Origin of the sequence: Salibaculum griseiflavum, from assembly GCF_003129565.1 — a bacterium.
GTDB classification, from domain to species: Bacteria; Pseudomonadota; Alphaproteobacteria; order Rhodobacterales; family Rhodobacteraceae; genus Salibaculum; species Salibaculum griseiflavum.
On record NZ_QETF01000019.1, the window covers coordinates 1 to 17,361 of the forward strand.

General features: G+C 64.3%; 20 protein-coding genes and 1 pseudogene. 10 read left to right on the forward strand and 11 right to left on the reverse strand.

Going from position 1 to position 17,361, the window contains the following annotated elements; all coding sequences use genetic code 11:
• A pseudogene (locus DFK10_RS13765) lies at positions 1-114 on the forward strand (IS5/IS1182 family transposase); the annotation flags it as partial.
• A gap of 278 nt (positions 115-392) precedes the next feature.
• On the opposite strand, the gene DFK10_RS13770 reads toward DFK10_RS13765, so the two are convergent.
• Positions 393-791, reverse strand: coding sequence for a c-type cytochrome (locus DFK10_RS13770; protein WP_109389609.1), 399 nt, complete (start codon positions 789-791; stop codon positions 393-395).
• A gap of 9 nt (positions 792-800) precedes the next feature.
• Positions 801-1,199 carry a c-type cytochrome gene (locus tag DFK10_RS13775; protein ID WP_109389610.1) on the reverse strand — a complete coding sequence of 133 codons (399 nt, stop codon included), beginning with the start codon at positions 1,197-1,199 and terminating at the stop codon, positions 801-803.
• An 87-nt stretch (positions 1,200-1,286) separates the two neighbouring features.
• Between DFK10_RS13775 and DFK10_RS13780 the strand changes: the two genes are divergently transcribed.
• Positions 1,287-1,967, forward strand: coding sequence for a hypothetical protein (locus DFK10_RS13780; RefSeq protein WP_109389611.1), 681 nt, complete (start codon positions 1,287-1,289; stop codon positions 1,965-1,967).
• Here DFK10_RS13780 and DFK10_RS13785 read toward each other — a convergent pair.
• The 6 genes from DFK10_RS13785 to proS form a co-directional block, all read right to left on the reverse strand.
• Positions 1,964-2,602 (reverse strand): DUF3047 domain-containing protein, encoded by a 639-nt coding sequence (locus DFK10_RS13785; protein WP_109389612.1) that lies wholly within the window; start codon positions 2,600-2,602, stop codon positions 1,964-1,966. The genes DFK10_RS13780 and DFK10_RS13785 overlap by 4 nt on opposite strands.
• Before the next feature lie 81 nt (positions 2,603-2,683).
• Complete coding sequence (locus DFK10_RS13790) at positions 2,684-3,652, reverse strand: Ldh family oxidoreductase (protein ID WP_109389613.1); 969 nt, start codon at positions 3,650-3,652, stop codon at positions 2,684-2,686.
• Positions 3,649-4,326, reverse strand: a complete 678-nt coding sequence (locus tag DFK10_RS13795; RefSeq protein ID WP_109389614.1) for an ABC transporter ATP-binding protein — start codon at positions 4,324-4,326, stop codon at positions 3,649-3,651. Before DFK10_RS13795 ends, DFK10_RS13790 begins: the two co-directional genes overlap by 4 nt.
• The gene (locus DFK10_RS13800) at positions 4,319-5,605 is read right to left on the reverse strand and encodes a lipoprotein-releasing ABC transporter permease subunit (RefSeq protein ID WP_109389615.1); all 1,287 of its coding nucleotides are present in this window, start codon (positions 5,603-5,605) and stop codon (positions 4,319-4,321) included. Before DFK10_RS13800 ends, DFK10_RS13795 begins: the two co-directional genes overlap by 8 nt.
• 81 nt (positions 5,606-5,686) lie before the next feature.
• On the reverse strand, positions 5,687-6,232 hold the full coding sequence (locus DFK10_RS13805) for a DUF2937 family protein (RefSeq protein WP_109389616.1): 546 nt from the start codon (positions 6,230-6,232) through the stop codon (positions 5,687-5,689).
• Positions 6,233-6,308: 76 nt separating this feature from the next.
• A complete protein-coding gene (gene proS / locus DFK10_RS13810; protein WP_109389617.1) occupies positions 6,309-7,670 on the reverse strand; it encodes a proline--tRNA ligase in 1,362 nt (453 codons plus the stop codon).
• Positions 7,671-7,848: 178 nt separating this feature from the next.
• Here proS and DFK10_RS13815 point away from each other — a divergent pair, with 178 nt between their 5' ends.
• The 8 genes from DFK10_RS13815 (at position 7,849) to DFK10_RS13850 (ending at position 15,230) form a co-directional block, all read left to right on the forward strand.
• On the forward strand, positions 7,849-8,364 hold the full coding sequence (locus tag DFK10_RS13815) for a fasciclin domain-containing protein (RefSeq protein WP_109389618.1): 516 nt from the start codon (positions 7,849-7,851) through the stop codon (positions 8,362-8,364).
• A gap of 112 nt (positions 8,365-8,476) precedes the next feature.
• Positions 8,477-9,604: an AI-2E family transporter gene (locus tag DFK10_RS13820; protein ID WP_109389619.1), complete on the forward strand. Its 1,128-nt coding sequence runs from the start codon at positions 8,477-8,479 to the stop codon at positions 9,602-9,604.
• Positions 9,604-10,272 carry a P-loop NTPase family protein gene (locus DFK10_RS13825; RefSeq protein WP_109389672.1) on the forward strand — a complete coding sequence of 223 codons (669 nt, stop codon included), beginning with the start codon at positions 9,604-9,606 and terminating at the stop codon, positions 10,270-10,272. Before DFK10_RS13820 ends, DFK10_RS13825 begins: the two co-directional genes overlap by 1 nt.
• Before the next feature lie 42 nt (positions 10,273-10,314).
• Positions 10,315-12,483 (forward strand): RNA degradosome polyphosphate kinase, encoded by a 2,169-nt coding sequence (locus tag DFK10_RS13830; RefSeq protein ID WP_109389620.1) that lies wholly within the window; start codon positions 10,315-10,317, stop codon positions 12,481-12,483.
• Positions 12,484-12,678: 195 nt separating this feature from the next.
• Complete coding sequence (locus DFK10_RS13835) at positions 12,679-12,852, forward strand: DUF1328 domain-containing protein (protein ID WP_109389621.1); 174 nt, start codon at positions 12,679-12,681, stop codon at positions 12,850-12,852.
• A gap of 61 nt (positions 12,853-12,913) precedes the next feature.
• Positions 12,914-13,210, forward strand: coding sequence for a DUF883 family protein (locus DFK10_RS13840; RefSeq protein WP_109389622.1), 297 nt, complete (start codon positions 12,914-12,916; stop codon positions 13,208-13,210).
• A complete protein-coding gene (locus tag DFK10_RS13845) occupies positions 13,207-13,587 on the forward strand; it encodes a hypothetical protein (RefSeq protein WP_109389623.1) in 381 nt (126 codons plus the stop codon). The genes DFK10_RS13840 and DFK10_RS13845 overlap by 4 nt, the downstream gene beginning before the upstream one ends.
• 83 nt (positions 13,588-13,670) lie before the next feature.
• Complete coding sequence (locus DFK10_RS13850) at positions 13,671-15,230, forward strand: Ppx/GppA family phosphatase (RefSeq protein ID WP_109389624.1); 1,560 nt, start codon at positions 13,671-13,673, stop codon at positions 15,228-15,230.
• On the opposite strand, the gene DFK10_RS13855 is transcribed toward DFK10_RS13850, so the two are convergent.
• The 3 genes from DFK10_RS13855 to DFK10_RS13865 are packed head-to-tail and all read right to left on the reverse strand — an operon-like array spanning position 15,227 to position 17,336.
• Positions 15,227-15,616 carry a hypothetical protein gene (locus DFK10_RS13855; protein ID WP_109389673.1) on the reverse strand — a complete coding sequence of 130 codons (390 nt, stop codon included), beginning with the start codon at positions 15,614-15,616 and terminating at the stop codon, positions 15,227-15,229. The two genes, DFK10_RS13850 and DFK10_RS13855, sit on opposite strands and share 4 nt — an antisense overlap.
• Before the next feature lie 35 nt (positions 15,617-15,651).
• Positions 15,652-16,656 (reverse strand): endonuclease/exonuclease/phosphatase family protein, encoded by a 1,005-nt coding sequence (locus DFK10_RS13860; RefSeq protein WP_109389625.1) that lies wholly within the window; start codon positions 16,654-16,656, stop codon positions 15,652-15,654.
• Entirely contained in the window at positions 16,656-17,336 is a 681-nt protein-coding gene (locus tag DFK10_RS13865) for a molecular chaperone DjiA (protein WP_109389626.1), read from the reverse strand. Before DFK10_RS13865 ends, DFK10_RS13860 begins: the two co-directional genes overlap by 1 nt.
• Positions 17,337-17,361: the final 25 nt, after the last annotated feature.

Sequence of the window (17,361 nt, forward strand, 5' to 3'; positions counted from 1 at the left end):
ATCATGTTTGGTAGGTTGAAGGATTGGCGGCGTGTGGCAACCCGCTACGACAGGTGCCCGAAGGTCTTCCTGTCAGCCATCGCCCTCGCAGCACTCGTCATCTACTGGCTATGAGTCCTGACCCTAGCAGACTTAGGCCATGACTTTTCAGCGAATAACGTGAACCGCGCCAAAGCCGACGCGCGCGGGGGCGATTGATCCGCTGGGGCTGAAGCGCTTTATCCCGACCACATCCGAAAAACCTCAAGCGATGCCCTGTAGTGGCCAAAAAGCCGCCGCATGGGAGCGCGACGGCTTTGACGCGGCGGGCTACGCCCTTGAGTCCGCACCCGGGCGCCGCTCAAACCTCACATCGCCATCCCACGGTCTGGCCATCGCGCGGCTTTCTCGCCCTACTCCTGTATCCCTTCCAGATAGGCCACCAGGTCCGCCACCGGGCGGCTGGTCATCATGGGCTGGCCGGTCTCGACCTTGATCGCCGTGTCGTCGCCCTCGAAGAACGGCCCGTAGACCGGCATGGGGCTGCCGTGGCTGACCAGCGGGTCGCGCCCGTCCACGCGCATGGCCACGCGAGTGGTGGGGAAAACCCCGTCATTGCCCGCCGCCAGCGCGGTCAGGTCGGGCGGTTGCAGGATCAGCGCCGGGGCCATCGGCCCGTCGCCCGCGCCATCAATGCCGTGGCAGGTGGCGCAATGCTGCTGGTAGAGCCGCGCGCCTTCCTCGGCGTCCTGCGCGGCCAGTGGCGCGGCCAGGCAACCCAAAACCAGTGACAGTTTCAATGCACGGGTCATCGCCCCCTCCTATTCCTGGATGGTTTCAAGGTAGTTGGCCAGCGCCAGCAAGGTGGCGGGCACCGGGGTGCCGACGCCGTCTTCCTCGACGATGACCGTGGGGCCAAGGTCCAGCACGCCGAATTCGGGCATCGCGGCGGAAAAGGCGTGGCTGCGGTCATAGCCGTCGATCACCGACATGACGTAATCGCGCGGGAAGTCGCCGCCGTTCTGGGCGCTCAGCGTGGTCAGGTCGGGCGGGATCGTGAACAGCTCCACCCCGAAATCGCCCGCGCCGCGCCCGTCGGCCCCGTGGCAGGCGGCGCATTCCGTCTGATAGGCGGCCTTGCCCGCCTCGACGCTGGTATCGGGCTGCTGCGCCACGCAGGCCCCCAGAAGGAACGGTATGAGAAGAAGCGGTTTTTTCATTGCAGGTCCTCCTGTTCGCAAAGCCAGCCTCGCGCCGGGGCGTCGGCGCCGCCTTGATCCAGATCAGGAAGAGTCTAGGCTGGCGCCATGCGGTTTGTCACCCTCTGCCTTCTGACACTGGCCGGTTGCGGCCGAGCGCTGACAGGCGGCGAAGAGGCGCTGGTGGCCGAGTTGATGGGTCCGACGCTGGACACCGGCGAGGTGCGGATGCTGGAAGCGGGGTTCATCGGCCTGACCACGCAGACCTATCCGACGCGCCCCCGCGTGACCTGCCGTGAAAAGATCGCGCCGCCGCCCCGTGGCCCAACGGTCCAGGTCCGCACGGCGGGCGCGGTGCTGTTCGATCATGTGCTCAGCGCCCCGGACTGGACGCTGCCCGATTACCTGCCGGGCTATCCCGACCGGATCAACCTTGTCGCGGCGATGTATTTCACCCACGAGATGGCCCATATCTGGCAATGGCAGAACCGCGAGATCACCGGCTATCACCCCCTGCGCGGCGCGGCCGAGCATCGCGGCGGGGCCGATCCCTATCTCTTCGACCCCGAGGACCGGACCCCGTTCCTCGATCTGGGCTATGAACAGCAGGCCTCGCTGGTCGAGGAATATGTCTGCTGCCGCACGCTGGACCCGGCCGGCGCCCGGACCCAGCGCATCTGGGAAAGGCTCAGCGCCGTCATGCCCGTCGCGCCGCCCGGCACCGCGCCCCGGCCCATCGCGGTTTCGGGCCTGCATGAGGAGACTGACATCGACGGGATTTGCAGTTAGCGCAGCACCAGGTCCGAGACCGAGGCCCGGATGGCGGTGCCGGTATCGTCGCTGTCCGCCGACACGGCCACCCCGACCAATGCGCCGGGCTGGCCGCCGAAGGCAGCGCTGAAGTCCCGCGCCAGATCGACGGTTTCGGAATGCGCGCCCGTTCCGGCTTGCCGCAAGGCCACGGTCACCCCCTGCCCCGGCGCATAGGGCGACGGCAGGATCTCTCCGCGCCCGTGATTGCCGCCCCATGCATATTGCAGGATCCGGACATTCGCGTTGCGTTGCAGCCGCAGCAGACCCGCGCCCTCAAGCCGCTGGGCATCCGCTTGCGGCAGGAAGACGAAATAGATCGAGATATTTCGGTCATCTCCGCCCTTGCGGGCCAGGTTCGTGGCGGGCACGGACTGGTCGACGGACCAGGACCAGCTGGCCCCGCGCTTGTCCCAATTGGACCGGCCCAGCGGCTTCCAGGCCAGCGATACGGCCGCATCCGAGGCGATGCCAAGCGTCGCCCCGAAGTCGTAATCGTTCGAGCTGAACAGCGACAGGCGCTGGTGGTTCCATCCGGCAGCGAGCGAGACCGGACCGGCGGCCAAGGTGCTGGCGGCAAGAGCGATGGGCAGGGCAAGAAACATGGAACGCATGGGAGACCTTTCATTGGATTGCGGCGATCCTATGCAGACACGCCGCGCCCTCAATGGAAGTTGCGCGCTCTCACGCCATTGTCAGCCCTGTGTGAGCGCCTTGCATTGGGTCCACAACGCGTCGGGAACATCGACTTCCGTCATGGCCTGTCGCGCGGCACCGGGGATGCGGGCACCCTCTTGCGCCAGCACAGCTTCGGCGACGCGGGTGAAACGGTCCGCGAAGTCGGCGCGGGGTTCCATCAGGATGTAGAACTGCCCAAGATCATGGGGCTTGCCTTCAGCCACTTTCAGCCCGGCAACGTCCAGCGAATTGACTGACCCGGTCATGCCCGCGGCCAGCAATTCGACCATCAGGCCAAAGCCCCAGCCCTTGTAGCCCCCGGCGCTGAGCAGGGCGCCCTGCAGCGCCTTTTCCGGGTCGTCCGTCGGGTTGCCTTCGGCATCCACGGCCCATCCTAACGGGATCTTTTCACCCGCCGCCTTGGCCATGGTGATCTTGCCCAGCGCCACGGCCGAGGTTGAAAAATCGAAATGCATCACCGGGCCATCCTGGCCCGGGACGGACATCGAGATTGGATTTGTCCCAATCGTCTTGGCGTTGCCGCCCGGTGGGGCCACGACCGGAGAGGCATTGGTCATGCCGATCCCGATCAGTCCGGCACCGGAAATCTGTTCGGTGAAATACCCCAGCGACGTGCAGGTGTGGGCATGGCCCACCGCCAGCGTGGCCACGCCGTTTTCACGGGTAGCGGCAATCGCTTGCGGAAGCCCGCGGGCAAAGGCGGGCTGGGCAAATCCGAACTGCGCATCCACGTCGACGGTGCCGGGCTTCGGGCGGCTGACCGTCGGTTCGACCTGCCCATCCACGCGCCCCGAACGCAACTGTGTGCAATAGCTTTCAAGGTAGTAGAGGCCGCAGATGACATTGCCCAGCGCCTCAGACCGGGCCGTGGCGCGGGCGACCTCGCCCGCCTGCCAGTCACCCGCGCCATGGGCGATCATCGCATCCTTGGCGACCTGTTCGATTTCGGTGACGGCAATCTTCATGTCACGACCTTTCCGGTATCAAGCCGCACCGTGCGGTCCATCCGCGCGGCGAGTTCAAGGTTATGGGTTGCGATCAGCGCAGCCAGCCCGGTGTCGCGGACAAGGTCCATCAGGGCGGCGAAAACGCGATCGGAAGTTTCGGGATCAAGGTTGCCGGTGGGCTCATCGGCCAGCAACAAGCGGGGTTGGTTGGCCAGGGCGCGGCAGAAGGCGACGCGCTGTTGCTCACCCCCCGACAGGGCGGCGGGGCGATGATCGGCCCGGTCGGCAATACCGACCCGGCCCAACAGGTCGCGGGCCCGGGTTTCGGCCGCGCGCTGACCGGCGCCATTGGCGAGCTGCGGCAGGACGATGTTTTCCAGCGCCGAGAATTCCGGCAACAGGTGGTGAAACTGGTAGATGAACCCCACGTCATTGCGCCGGATGGCCGTGCGGCGGCGATCGCCTAGGCCGGTCACGTCCTCACCGCCGATCCGCACCTGGCCGGCATCCGGTGTGTCCAGCAATCCGGCGATATGCAGCAAGGTCGATTTGCCCGCGCCCGAGGGTGCCACAAGGGCCACAACCTCGCCCGGCTTCACCGACAATTCAACGCCGCGCAACACGTTGATCTCGTTGGGGCGTCCGTGGTTGTAGCCCTTTTCGATACCCGCGAGATCCAGTGCGTTACTCATAGCGCAGCGCCTCCACAGGGTTCATCCGGGCCGCCCGCCGGGCCGGAAAGATCGTCACGATCCAGGACAGGGCCAGCGACAGGGCGCTGGCCTTGACCACATCCACAAGGCGCAATTCGGCGGGCAGGTCATAAATTCCCCGGATCGACGGGTCCCAGACGCCCCCGCCGGCGACATAATTCACGAAGGAAAAGATCGGGTCGATATAGATGGCGAAAAGACAGCCCAGCACGATCCCCAGCGCCGTGCCGATGGTCCCGATCCCGGCCCCGCAGATGAAGAAGACCCGAAGCACGGATCCTTCGGTCAGGCCCATGGTGCGCAGGATGCCGATGTCGCGCCCCTTGTTCTTCACCAGCATGATCAGGCCGGAAATGATGTTCATCGACGCGATCAGCACCAGAATCGAAAGGATCACGAACATCACGTTGTCTTCGACCGTCAGCGCCCGCAGGAAACTGCCCGCGCTGTCTCGCCAGGTCCAGATCAGGTAGCCGTCGCCCGCCGCGGTGCGAATACCGGCAAGATAGCGGTCAACCTGGTCGGGGTCCGTGACCATGACCTCGATCTCGTCGGCCACGCCATCCTTGTTGAAGAACAGCTGCGCCTCGGCCAGTGGCAGGTAGACCCGGGTGCGGTCGATGTCCCAGCGCCCGGCGGTAAAGATATACGTGACTTCAAAGGCGCTGACGCGGGGGCTGGTGCCGAAGGCGGTCCGTTGTCCGTTCGGGCTGATGATGCGGATACGGTCGCCCACCATCACCCCCAGTTCCCGCGCGACGCCCGAACCGATGGCGATCCCGTCGGCAAAGTGACCGATATCGCCCGCTGCCTCGACCGGGTTGGCGATGCGGGGAATGGTGGCCAGGTCCTCTGGAGCGATGCCATAGACCTCGACCCCGGTATTGTTCTGCTGGTTATTGGCCATGACCTGGCCACGCACCAGCGGTGCGGCGCGGGTGACGCCGGGGGCGGTCCGGATCGCCCGGGCCAGGGCGTCATAGTCCTCGATCCGGCGGTCGATGCCGCCATTGGGCGTCACGACCCCCTGTTCATAGACCGTGACATGGGCATTGGCGCCCACGATCGTATCGACAAATTCGGTCCGGAACCCGGCCCGCACGGCCAGCGTGGCGATCAGTGCGAAAACCGCCAGCGTGATCCCCACAAGGCTGATCCAGGTCATGGTCGACACGCCGCCCTCGGCGCGTTTGGCGCGGATATAGCGCCAGGCGATCATCCATTCGAAACGGGAAAACGGGGCGGTCCTGCCTGCCATGCGCCGGGGCCTTTTCACTGGGTTTCGGTCAACCTGCGTTGAAAGCGGGTGGGGGTCAAGCGGGCGGCGATCATGCCGTGGTCAGCGCAACGCGACGGGCGGCTCGACACGCGCAGCCGAGGGTTTCGCCGCGCGGCCGGCGAACAGGCGCCGCACCGGCCATGAGACAAGGGCGAACACACCACGCAAGGCAAGGACCCCGACCAGAAAACCCACAAGCGCAGAGAGCGCCCCCGCGAGCGTCAGCGGCACCGCCGGCTTGAACCCGGCCCAGGTGCCCCGCAAGGTGGCCGCGTCGCCCATCCGGTGCGGCATGGTCAGGCGTTCCAGCGGGCCAGCTGCCTGCAAAGCGTCATGGTGCGACGTCAATTGATAGAGCCGGGCAAAAGCGCGGGTCATGTCGGCGCGGCGATCTTGCAGGAAATCGGTTCCGGTCATCTGTGCCAGCGCCTCGTCCCGCGTCAGGTCCGACCGCGCCGCACTGGCGTCGAAATCGGCAGCGACGACCGACAACGCCTCGATCTGGCCCGCCAGATGCTGCGTGTATTGCTGGGTGAATTCCGGATATTGCGACAGGCCGGCCGCCCCGGCCAGACCACCCGCGAGGGCCGCTGCTCTGACAATCATGCCTCTATGCTCCTTGGCCCAGTTCGACGGGGCTTCTGGTCACAGAATAGCAGAGGCCGGCCCAACCGGGAAGGGATCAGCCCGGCACGGCCAGATTTGGGCAGTGTGGCGCATAGATCCGCGCCAGCTTCGCCACCGCCTCTTCGGGGGGCAGTTCCTCGCTTTCGCCGGTGCGGCGGCTGGTGAGTTCCACCACACCGTTCTTGAGGCCGCGCGGCCCCACGGTGATACGCCACGGCAGGCCGATCAGGTCCATCGTGGCGAACTTGCCGCCGGCCCGCTCGTTGCGATCATCGTAAAGCGGCTCCAGCCCCAGCGCGGCGATCGCGTCATGCAGGCCGTCGCAGGCGGCATCGGCCTCGGCGTCGCCCTGCTTGAGATTGACGATCCCGCAATGGAAGGGCGTGACCCCCTCGGGCCAGATGATGCCGTTGTCGTCATGGCTGGCCTCGATGATCGCGCCCAGAAGGCGCGACACGCCGATCCCGTGGCTGCCCATATGCACCGGGACGGGCTTGCCGTCCGGGCCCTGCACCGTGGCGCCCATCGGTTCGGAATATTTGGTGCCGAAATAGAAGATCTGGCCGACCTCGATGCCGCGCGCGACACGGCGGCGCTCTTCGGGCACCTCGGCGAACCTGGCTTCGTCATGGGTCTCATCGGTGCGCGCATAGCGGCTGGTGAATTCTTCCAGCACGGCCTGGCACTGGGCCTTGTCGTCATAGTCGATGTCGCGGTCACCGAATTTCAGCTCGGTGATCTCGCTGTCATAGAACACCTCGGACTCGCCGGTTTCGGCAAGCACCAGGAATTCATGGGTGTCATCGCCACCGATCGGGCCGGAATCCGCGCGCATCGGGATCGCCTGAAGCCCCATCCGTTCATAGGTGCGCAGGTAGCTGACCAAATGGCGGTTATAGGCGTGCAACGCGTCCTCTTTGGTGAGGTCGAAATTGTAGCCGTCCTTCATGTAGAACTCGCGCCCGCGCATCACGCCGAAGCGGGGACGGATCTCGTCCCGGAATTTCCACTGGATCTGGTAAAGCGTCAGCGGCAGGTCCTTGTAGCTGCTGACATGGGAGCGGAAGATGTCCGTCACCATTTCCTCGGCGGTGGGGGTGTAAAGCAGATCGCGCTCGTGGCGGTCCTGCATGCGCAGCATTTCCTGCCCGTAGTCATCATAGCGCCCGCTTTCGCGCCACAGGTCCGCCGGTTGCAGGATCGGCATCTGGATGGCGATATGGCCAGCCCGCGCCTGTTCCTCGTGGACGATGTTCTCGATCTTGCGCAGAACCTTGAAGCCCAGCGGCAACCACGAATAGATGCCCGCTGCCTGCTGCTTGATCATGCCCGCGCGCAACATCAGGCGATGGCTGACGATCTGGGCCTCTGACGGGGTTTCCTTCAGGACAGGCAGAAAATAACGGGACAGGCGCATCTTGGTCGGCTCCTTGCACATTCGTTTCGCCAATACGCCACGCGGCAAAGCGGGGCAAGGGGCGGGGATCTGTTCACGCGACATCACAGGGTCGTTACAATGGTGAACGGAACCCCGTGACCCGGCGTAACCCGATCACATGCCAGCAAGGCATACTGCAACCAAAGGGACCAATTCCATGACTTTCTTGAAGAAAACCGCTTTCGGCGGACTGGCCGCGCTGTGCCTGTCCTCTGCCGCCGCCGCCCAGAACATCGTCGAGATCGCCGCCGGTGACGATCGTTTCTCGACCCTCGTGGCCGCTGTGACCGCCGCCGACCTGGCCGAAACGCTCTCCGGCCCCGGCCCCTTCACGGTCTATGCTCCGGTCAACGATGCCTTTGCCGCGCTTCCCGAAGGCACGGTCGAGACCCTGCTCGAGCCGGAGAACAAGGATCAGCTGACCAATGTGCTGCTCTATCACGTGGATGATCGCCAGCTGAACGCCGCCGACTTCCCGGCCGGGTCGAACTATTTCAAGCCCGTCCTGGAAAGCGAACGCCTGTGCATCACCGCCGGCAGCGACGGCGTCACCATTGCCGACGGCACCGGCGACGTGGCCAACGTGATTATCGCGGACATCCAGGCCGACAACGGCGTGATCCATGTGATCGACAAGGTGCTGCTGCCCGGCACCCGTCCGGCCTGCCACTAAGCGACACCCTCCCTGGTGGACCGGCTCCGGCGTGGCGACACGCCGGGGCCTTTTTCTTGCAACGGGCCGCGCGATCCGCCAATTAGATGGCAATGATCGAAAGGACGCCGCCATGGCCCTCGCCCCGCGCGAACAGGTGAAATACTGGAGCATTGCCGCAGCGATCTTCGTGGCGATCCTCTGGTTTCTGGGCGATGTCCTGACGCCCTTCGTCCTTGGCGGCGCCGTGGCCTATTGCCTCGACCCCGTGGCCGACCGGCTGGAACGCGCAGGCCTGAGCCGGATCGCGGCCACCATCGTGATCACCCTGATGGGCGTCCTGATCTTCGTGGTGGCGCTGCTGCTGATCCTGCCGTCGCTGATCAATCAGGCCGGCCAGTTGATCCAGCAGATCGGCGCACTGGTCCAGAATGCGCCCCAGCTCTTCGACCGGTTCGAGGGTTGGCTGACGACGCAATTCCCGTCCATCGACCTGGAATCCGACGCGATCCGCCAGCAACTGGCCAATATCGGGTCTGCCATCCAGTCGTCGGGTGGATCGGTGCTGAACTCGATCCTCAGCTCGGCGCTCAACCTGATCAACGTAGTGGTTCTGCTGGTGATCGTGCCCGTGGTGTCGTTCTACCTGCTGATGGACTGGGATCGCATGGTGGCGAAGATCGACGACCTGCTGCCCCGCGACCACGCGCCGACCGTGCGCAAGCTGGCCAGCCAGATCGACAACACCCTGGCCTCGTTCATCCGGGGACAGGGCACCGTCTGTCTGGTTCTGGGCACCTACTATGCCGTAGCGCTGATGCTGGCGGGGCTGAACTACGGGCTGATCATCGGTTTCGTGGCCGGGCTGATTTCCTTCATCCCCTATGTCGGCGCGCTTGTCGGCGGGATCCTGGCGATCGGCGTGGCGCTGATCCAGTGGTGGTCGGGGACGGAAATGGTGGACGGGCAGACCGTCGAAGTCGGCATCAACTGGCTGCGCATCGGCATCGTTGCCGCGATCTTCATGTTCGGCCAGTTCTTCGAGGGCAATATCCTGACCCCGAACCTTGTCGGGCAATCCGTCGGGCTGCACCCGGTCTGGCTGATCCTGGCGCTGGCGATCTTCGGCTCGCTCTTCGGGTTCGTGGGCATGCTGGTGGCCGTTCCCGTCGCCGCCATGATCGGGGTCGTGGCCCGGTTTCTGATCTCGGAATACAAGAACGGGCGGCTCTATCGGGGGCTGTCGGGTCCGGGCGAATGATGGCCGAACAACTGACCTTCGACTGGCCCCGGCGTGTCGCGATGGGGGCCGAGACCTTCTTCGTGTCCGAGGCAAATGCCGAGGCCTATGCGCTGGTCACCGCCCCGTCCAGCTGGCCGGATGCCAAGCTGGCTGTTGCCGGACCACCCGGTGCGGGCAAGACCCACCTGGCGCGGTTATTCGCGGATCAGAGTGGGGCAGCGGTTTTGAATGCGGGCGACATCGACCCCGACGCCGCGCTGCCTGACGGCCCGCTGGTGGTCGAGGATGGCGACACGTTGCCCGAGGCGGCACAGGAATGGCTGTTCCATGCCCATAATCACCTGCGCAGCCAGGCGCTGCCCCTGCTGCTGACCGGACAAACACCGCCCAACCGCTGGGCGATCACCCTGCCCGATCTTGCGTCGCGCCTGTCCGCGACGACCTGTGTTGCCATCTCGGACCCCGATGACCAGCTTCTTGACGCAGTGTTGATGAAGCAGTTTCAGGATCATCAGATCGCGCCCACGCCGAATGCGTTTGCCCTGCTGCGCAAGCATATAGACCGGTCCTTCCAGGCCGCGATCGACACCGTCGCGGCCCTGGATCGCGCCGCCATGGCCCAGGGCCGCGCGGTGAACCGCGCGCTGGTCCGCGAGGTTCTGGACATCACCCACCGGACAGGGTGATAGTGTCATCTTTCTGTAACCCCCACCCGCCACAAGGCCCGCATGACACTTGCCGATTTTCTCCGTTCCGATTTCCCTGCCCCGGTCACGCCAGAAAGCGAAGTGACCGGACCGGACCGGTTTTATAACCGCGAACTCAGCTGGCTGGGGTTCAACTGGCGGGTGTTGGAAGAAGCCGAGAACATGCGCGTGCCGCTGCTGGAACGGCTGCGCTTCCTGTCGATTTCGGCCACCAACCTGGATGAGTTCTACACTGTCCGCGTCGCGGGCCTGCGCGAATTGGTGCGCGAAGGACATCAGACGCCATCGGTGGACGGGCTGACGCCGGCTGAACAGCTGGCGTTGATCGACCTCGACGCCCGCAAATTGCTGGCCCGTCAACAGGCCGTGCTGGAAGGGCTGCGCGCCGAGATGGAAGACGAGAACATCTCCATCCTGTCGCGCAAGGACCTGACCAAAGCCGACCGGACATTCCTGAAGGACGTATTCCTGAACAAGGTCTTCCCGGTCCTGTCGCCACTGGCCATCGACCCGGCGCACCCCTTCCCCTTCCTGCCCAACGAGGGGTTTGCCCTGGCACTGGAACTGGAACGCGACAGCGACAAGCGCCCGCTCAGGGCACTTTTGCCCGTGCCGCACCAGATCGACCGTTTCGTCGCCCTGCCGACCGAGGACGGCCACAGGTTCCTGCCGTTGGAAGAGGTGCTTCTGGAAAACCTGAACAGCCTGTTTCCCGGATACAGCTTCAAGGGCTCCTGCGCCTTCCGCGTGCTCCGTGACAGCGACCTGGAGGTCGAGGACGAGGCCGAAGACCTCGTGCGCGAATTCGAGGTCGCCCTGAAACGGCGGCGCCGTGGCGAAGTGGTGCGCATGAAGATCTCGGCCGGGGCGCCCGCGACCCTCAAGGCCCTGATCATGCGCGAATTGCACGTGACCGAGGCCGAGGTGGTCGAGGTCGACGGCGTGATCGGCATCGGCGACCTGAGCGAACTTGTGCTGGATGACCGCCCCGACCTGCTGTGGCGGCCCTTTTCACCCCGGGTTCCGGAACGGGTCACGGATTTCGACGGTGATATGTTCGCGGCGATCCGGCAAAAGGACATGCTGCTGCACCACCCTTATGAAACCTTCGACATGGTGGTGCGCTTCCTGACCCAGGCCGCCCGCGACCCGGACGTTGTGGCCATCAAGCAGACGCTTTACCGGACCTCGCGCAAATCCCCGATTGTCGAGGCATTGTGCGAAGCCGCCGAGGACGGCAAATCGGTCACCGCGTTGGTCGAACTCAAGGCGCGGTTCGACGAAGCCGCGAATATCCGCCAGTCGCGGCGGCTGGAACGGGCCGGTGCGCATGTGGTTTACGGGTTTCTCGACCTCAAGACCCATGCCAAGATTTCCACCGTGGTCCGCCGCGAGGGGGATCAGCTGGTCACCTACACCCATTACGGGACCGGCAACTATCACCCGATCACCGCGAAGATATACACGGACCTGAGCCTCTTTACCTGCGACGCCGCGCTGGGGCGCGATGCGACCAAGGTGTTCAATTACCTGTCGGGTTACGTGCAGCCCGAGAACCTCGAAAACCTTGCCATTTCCCCCACCACGCTGAAACCCCGCCTGATCGAGATGATCCGCGCCGAGGCCGAGAATGCCCGCAACGGCAAGCCGGCGGCGATATGGGCCAAGATGAATTCCCTGATCGAGGAGGATGTGATCGACGCGCTCTACGAGGCCAGCCAAGCCGGCGTGAAAATAAGCCTTGTCGTGCGCGGGATCTGCGGGCTGCGTCCCGGTATCGCGGGCCTGTCCGAGAATATCCGCGTGAAATCCATCGTCGGGCGGTTCCTCGAACATTCGCGCATCGTCTGTTTCGCCAATGGCGCGGGCCTGCCGCACAAGAAGGCGCGGGTCTTCATCTCCTCGGCGGACTGGATGGGGCGGAACCTGAACCGGCGGGTGGAAACGCTGGTCGAGATCACCAATGGCACCGTGAAGGCCCAGATCGTGAGCCAGATCATGGCCGCAAACCTGGCAGATATCGCCCAAAGCTGGGTCATGAAACCCGATGGGCACTTCGTCCGCGCCGAGATGACCGAAGGCGAATTCGCGTTCAACTGCCACCGCTTCTTCATGGAAAACCCGTCGCTGTCCGGGCGCGGATCGGCGGGGGCATCGGATGTGCCGAAACTGACCCATACCGAAGATTGAGTGGGCGATTTACTTTGGTAAAGTGAAGCATTTCTGATGCTTTCGGTATAACGTGTCTACTTTTTATTAAGCTATTTCAATTTCTTAGTCATAACCGCCCTCCCCTCCCCCCTTGATTGCTTTGCCTTCTATGGTCACCTTTTTCATGACTGAGGCGCATTATTTGCGCCGGTTAAACGGAAAGGAGGTCCGATCATGTTAGGCTGGGCCCTTACATTCCTTGTTATCGCGATCATTGCCGGCGTCCTTGGCTTCGGCGGCGTTGCCGTCGTCTCCGCTGAGATCGCTCAGATGATCTTTTTCGTTTTCATCGTGCTTTTCGCGGTGGCGATGATCGCCCGCGCTGTTCGGGGCCGTCCGCCGCTCTAGCCCGCTTGCGGCGCCAGCACGTGACAGCACCAAACCCTCAAATCTGAAAGGAGGCCGCCCCATGGCGACCAAGGAAGAACTAGAAGAGCAATTGCAGACCGCGCGAAATGACATCGCTACCCTGACGGCGATGGCCGGCGAAACGGCCCGCGAGCAGGCCCGCAACGGCGTTGACCACGCGCGGGCCTCGGTTGACGGGCTGTCGAGTGAAACCCGGGCACTCTACGACTCTGCCCGGTCAGAGGGCGCCCGCCTGCGCCAGCAGACCGAGCACCAGGTGCAGGACCATCCGTTCGCCGCGACGGGCCTGGCCTTTGCCACCGGTGTCGTCGTTGCAGGGTTGATGGCCCGCCGGTGACCGCCCTGACCCATATCGCACGGGACGGCGCCCGCATGGTGCGCCAATCCGCCCGCAAGGCCGCCCTGTCGGCGGCCTTGCTCGGCGCGGCATTGGTGACCTTCGCCATCACGATGGGGTTCGCCGGGTTGGGCCTGTTCCTGATGCTTGAGCTGCGCCATGATCCGATCGTGGCCGCCTTCGGGGTCGCAACGGCGGGTCTGCTCCTTGTTGCCCTGTTGATATTCGCCGCCACCCGCGCGGCCCAGTCATCGCACGCCCACCAGTCGCAGCCCCCGGCCACCGAATCCGAAAAGCCTGACCACCCAACGCCCGAGACCACGGCCGCTGTCATCAGCGCCGGCTTCCTGAACGGGCTGTTGACCGGCCGGGGCTGATCCGCACACAGCGGCGAACCGGAGATTGACCCCGGCGACCAGCCGGGGCCATAACGGGGTTCGCAAGGCAAGCGGAGAACACGATGGACGGCCAATCCGAAAGCACCGCTCAGGATTACGGCCCCTTTGGCAAGCCGATCTTCGATGACCCCAAGGCGCGGGCGTTGTCCCGTGTCGGTGTGATCGATGTCGGCTCCAACTCTGTCCGGCTGGTGATCTTTGACGGGGCGGCCCGCAGCCCCGCCTATTTCTACAATGAAAAGATCATGGCGGGCCTCGGCGCGGGCATGTCCGAAACCGGCAAGCTGAACCCCGAGGGCCGTGCGCGCGCCAAGGCCGCCATCCGTCGCTTCGTGGCACTGGCCGACGGGTTGGGCATCTCGCCGCTGACCGCCGTGGCCACGGCGGCGGTGCGTGAGGCCAGCGACGGCCCCGCTTTCCGCGACGAGATCGAACGGGAAACCGGCCTGAAAATCTGGGTGATAGACGGCCAGGAAGAGGCCCGGCTGTCGGCGCAAGGCGTCTTGCTGGGGTGGCCGGGGTCCTACGGGCTGGTCTGCGATATCGGCGGGTCGTCCATGGAGCTGGCGGACCTGCATGACGGGCAGGTCAGCCACCGCGTGACGTCTCCGCTCGGCCCGTTGAAGCTGCAGGAGGTCAAGGGCGGCAAGAAAGGCCGAAAGGCCTTCATCAGGGACACGGTCGAGTCCCTGTTCGAAGAAATGGGCGAGGAAACCGGCAAGCGGCTGTTCCTGGTGGGCGGGTCGTGGCGGGCCATCGCGCGGATCGACATGGAGCGGCGCGGCTACCCGCTTTCCGTTCTGCATGAATATCGCATGACACCGCGCCGGGTTTCCAAGACACTGAAATACATAGAGGAAAACAATCTCGAAGAGCTGCGCAGCCGCTGCGGTGTATCCAGCCGGCGCATGGAACTGGTGCCTTTGGCCATCCATGTCCTTCGACAGGTCGTCGCCCGGTTCAAACCCAAGGATATCGCGATTTCGTCCTACGGGATTCGTGAAGGGCTGCTTTATGAACAGATGCCTCAGGACCTGCGGGAACGTGACCCCCTGATCGAGGCCTGCCGCTTCGCCGAGGCCAAGGATGCCCGTCTACCCGGCTACGGCAAGACGCTTTACGATTTCGTCATGCCCCTGTTCCCGCGCTGCGGCTGGCAGAAGAAGCGCCTGATCAAGGCCGCAACCCTGTTGCACGATGTCAGCTGGCGCGCTCATCCCGACTACCGGCACGAGGTCGTCTTCGACAACGCCACCCGCGCCAACCTGGGCGGGCTGAAGCATTCCGAGAGGGTCTTTCTGGGGATCGCCCTGTTGCACCGCTATTCCAACAAGCGAGAAGGCACGCGGTTCGAGAACCTTTACGACCTTCTGGACGAGCGCGAGCAGCGCGACGCCGAGGTCCTGGGCAAGGCCATGCGGCTGGGCGCGATGCTATGGCTGAAGGATGCAAATGATCCGCCGGGCACGCTGAAACTGTCGGCCAAGAAGAACGAATTGGAACTGGTGCTGCACCCGCAGGCCGGCCCGCTGTTCGGCGAAGTGGCCGAAGCCCGGCTGAAGTCTCTGGCGGGGTCGCTGGGCGCCTCGGCCTCGGCCCGGGTCAAGGGCGCCAGACGCTAAAGCTCGATCTCTTCGCCCGGCTCGATCATCGGGCTGTCGGGGTCATAGGGCGGGGCATCGTCGCGGCGGCGGATGATGATGTCTCCGTTGGGCAGCACCTCAGGCGCCTCGTAGTAGCGCACATTGTCCAGCTTTCGCATCAATTCCATCAACGCCGGACCCATCTCGCTTGCCAGCATCTCGAGGGCGGGCTGGATCTCTTTCGCCATACCCTCGAAGTCCTCGATCGCCGGCTCCATTTCCCGCATGATGCCGCGAAACATCAGCCGCGCCCCCTCTTCCATCAGGGAAAAGCCCTCACCGATCTCGCCTTCCTCCGCTTCGGACTGAGCGGCAAGCTGAAGCGGCGAAAGGGCAATCAGGCCAGCAAAAAGAACATGTTTCATGGGATCAATATAGGCGCTTTGCAGCGATTCCCAAATCAATCCTTGAAATCCAGCGTCACCGGGAAATGGTCCGACGCGGTCAGTAATGCCCGGCGCAAGGTTTCATCCGCATAGCAATCGGGGTCGTCGAACGGGTGCCAGATGCACCAGCGGGGGTCGGTCTCGCGCAGGCCATCGGACACCATGATATAATCCAGCAGAACGGACAGGAACCGCCCGTCGGGGGGCACCTGGAACCGGGCCGAAACCGGCGCGGCGGCGATGCGTTTCGACAGGGCCTGTCGGGCATGGGGGTCGAACAATTGTTCCCCATTGCCCTCACCCAGCACGATCTCGACGCCTGATCGGCCAAAGAGTTTCTCGTATTCGTCCAGTCCGGGACCATCGTTGAAATCACCCAGAACGATCAGGTCATCGCCTGCGGCCAGGTCTTCCTCGACTCGGCGACGCAGCCAGATGCATTGTGCCAATTGCTTGCGGCGGTTCTCGATCGACAGGCGCATGATCTGTTCGCGCCCCTTGGCCCCGTGTGGCGCCTTGGATTTGGCATGCACCCCGATCAGCCGAAGCCTGCGCCCCGAGGCGGTTTCAAGCGCCACCTCCAACGGCGGCTTGGACCAGCGGATGACCTCGGGCGCGCGGTCCACGTCGAGGTCCAGCCGAAAGGTCAGATCGAAGCGAGGAACGCCATCGCTTTCGCGAGGGTCATGGCGCGCGGTCATCCGGTCGGGATCATACATCAGGATGATTTCCTGCTGCGTATCATTGACGAAGCCGATCAGCGCCTTGCGCGCGCGCAACCCGAACCGCGCCGCGAAACCCTCCAGCGCCTTGACCCCGTCGCGCCTCGAATGGCTGTCCGGGCCTTCGATCACCATCACCGCATCGGCGTCCAGCGCCCGGAAAACGATGCCCAGGGCCGCGGTCTGCTGGGCCCGCGTCACGTCCTGCCGCCCGGACCAGCCGCCGTCATCGTAAAGCTCTTCGTTTTCATCGAACAGGTTGGCAAACCATTCGACATTATACGTCGCCAGCCGCATCAGGCACGCTCCGATATCTCGTCCCAGGCATGATTGATGGCAATCATGCGTTTCTCGGCCAGTTTCACCGCCTCTTCGGGCACGCCGCGCGCCAGCATGGCATCGGGATGGGTATCGCGCACCAGACGCCGCCAAACCTTGCGGATCTCGTCCAATGACATTGTCGGGTCGACGCCCAGCACGTCGTAAGGGTCGCGTTCGGCATCGGGGACGAATTGCGCCCGCACGGTCTTGAAGCGCCGCTCGCCCAGCTCGAAGATCTCGGCCACGCGCGACAGGAATTCATCTTCCTTGGGGTGGTATTCACCATCGGCCAAGGCGATATGGAACAGGCCCTCCATCAACTCACACAGCGGCGCCTTTTCATCGTCGCCATACATGTTGCGGATTTTGCGGGCATAATCCTCGAACCCGGCCACGTCCTGACGTGCGAGGTTGAACAGGCGCGCGGCGTTTTTCTCCTCTCGCGGCGGAATATGAAAAACCTCGCGAAAGGCCGCGACCTCGTTGCGGGTCACCTGGCCGTCGGCCTTGGCCATCTTGGCGCCCAGCGCAATCACCGCGATTGCGAAGGCCACGGTGCGTTCGGGTGGCGTGCGGAGCCGTCCGAACACCTCGGACAGGCTTTCGCCCTGGCGCAGCGCGGCAAGCGCATCGGATATGCGATCCCAGATCGACATGGGCGCACCATAGCGGCCACGGCCG

Bases quoted from the DNA above. Each gene is read 5' to 3' on its own strand.
- DFK10_RS13835 (WP_109389621.1), top strand. From the start codon at position 12,679: ATGTTAGGCTGGGCCCTTACATTCCTTGTTATCGCGATCATTGCCGGC.
- DFK10_RS13775 (WP_109389610.1), bottom strand. From the start codon at position 1,199: ATGAAAAAACCGCTTCTTCTCATACCGTTCCTTCTGGGGGCCTGCGTG.
- DFK10_RS13790 (WP_109389613.1), bottom strand. From the start codon at position 3,652: ATGAAGATTGCCGTCACCGAAATCGAACAGGTCGCCAAGGATGCGATG.
- proS (WP_109389617.1), bottom strand. From the start codon at position 7,670: ATGCGCCTGTCCCGTTATTTTCTGCCTGTCCTGAAGGAAACCCCGTCA.
- DFK10_RS13770 (WP_109389609.1), bottom strand. From the start codon at position 791: ATGACCCGTGCATTGAAACTGTCACTGGTTTTGGGTTGCCTGGCCGCG.
- DFK10_RS13825 (WP_109389672.1), top strand. From the start codon at position 9,604: ATGGCCGAACAACTGACCTTCGACTGGCCCCGGCGTGTCGCGATGGGG.
- DFK10_RS13805 (WP_109389616.1), bottom strand. From the start codon at position 6,232: ATGATTGTCAGAGCAGCGGCCCTCGCGGGTGGTCTGGCCGGGGCGGCC.
- DFK10_RS13865 (WP_109389626.1), bottom strand. From the start codon at position 17,336: ATGTCGATCTGGGATCGCATATCCGATGCGCTTGCCGCGCTGCGCCAG.
- DFK10_RS13780 (WP_109389611.1), top strand. From the start codon at position 1,287: ATGCGGTTTGTCACCCTCTGCCTTCTGACACTGGCCGGTTGCGGCCGA.
- DFK10_RS13840 (WP_109389622.1), top strand. From the start codon at position 12,914: ATGGCGACCAAGGAAGAACTAGAAGAGCAATTGCAGACCGCGCGAAAT.
- DFK10_RS13815 (WP_109389618.1), top strand. From the start codon at position 7,849: ATGACTTTCTTGAAGAAAACCGCTTTCGGCGGACTGGCCGCGCTGTGC.
- DFK10_RS13820 (WP_109389619.1), top strand. From the start codon at position 8,477: ATGGCCCTCGCCCCGCGCGAACAGGTGAAATACTGGAGCATTGCCGCA.
- DFK10_RS13850 (WP_109389624.1), top strand. From the start codon at position 13,671: ATGGACGGCCAATCCGAAAGCACCGCTCAGGATTACGGCCCCTTTGGC.
- DFK10_RS13795 (WP_109389614.1), bottom strand. From the start codon at position 4,326: ATGAGTAACGCACTGGATCTCGCGGGTATCGAAAAGGGCTACAACCAC.
- DFK10_RS13800 (WP_109389615.1), bottom strand. From the start codon at position 5,605: ATGGCAGGCAGGACCGCCCCGTTTTCCCGTTTCGAATGGATGATCGCC.
- DFK10_RS13830 (WP_109389620.1), top strand. From the start codon at position 10,315: ATGACACTTGCCGATTTTCTCCGTTCCGATTTCCCTGCCCCGGTCACG.
- DFK10_RS13855 (WP_109389673.1), bottom strand. From the start codon at position 15,616: ATGAAACATGTTCTTTTTGCTGGCCTGATTGCCCTTTCGCCGCTTCAG.
- DFK10_RS13785 (WP_109389612.1), bottom strand. From the start codon at position 2,602: ATGCGTTCCATGTTTCTTGCCCTGCCCATCGCTCTTGCCGCCAGCACC.
- DFK10_RS13860 (WP_109389625.1), bottom strand. From the start codon at position 16,656: ATGCGGCTGGCGACGTATAATGTCGAATGGTTTGCCAACCTGTTCGAT.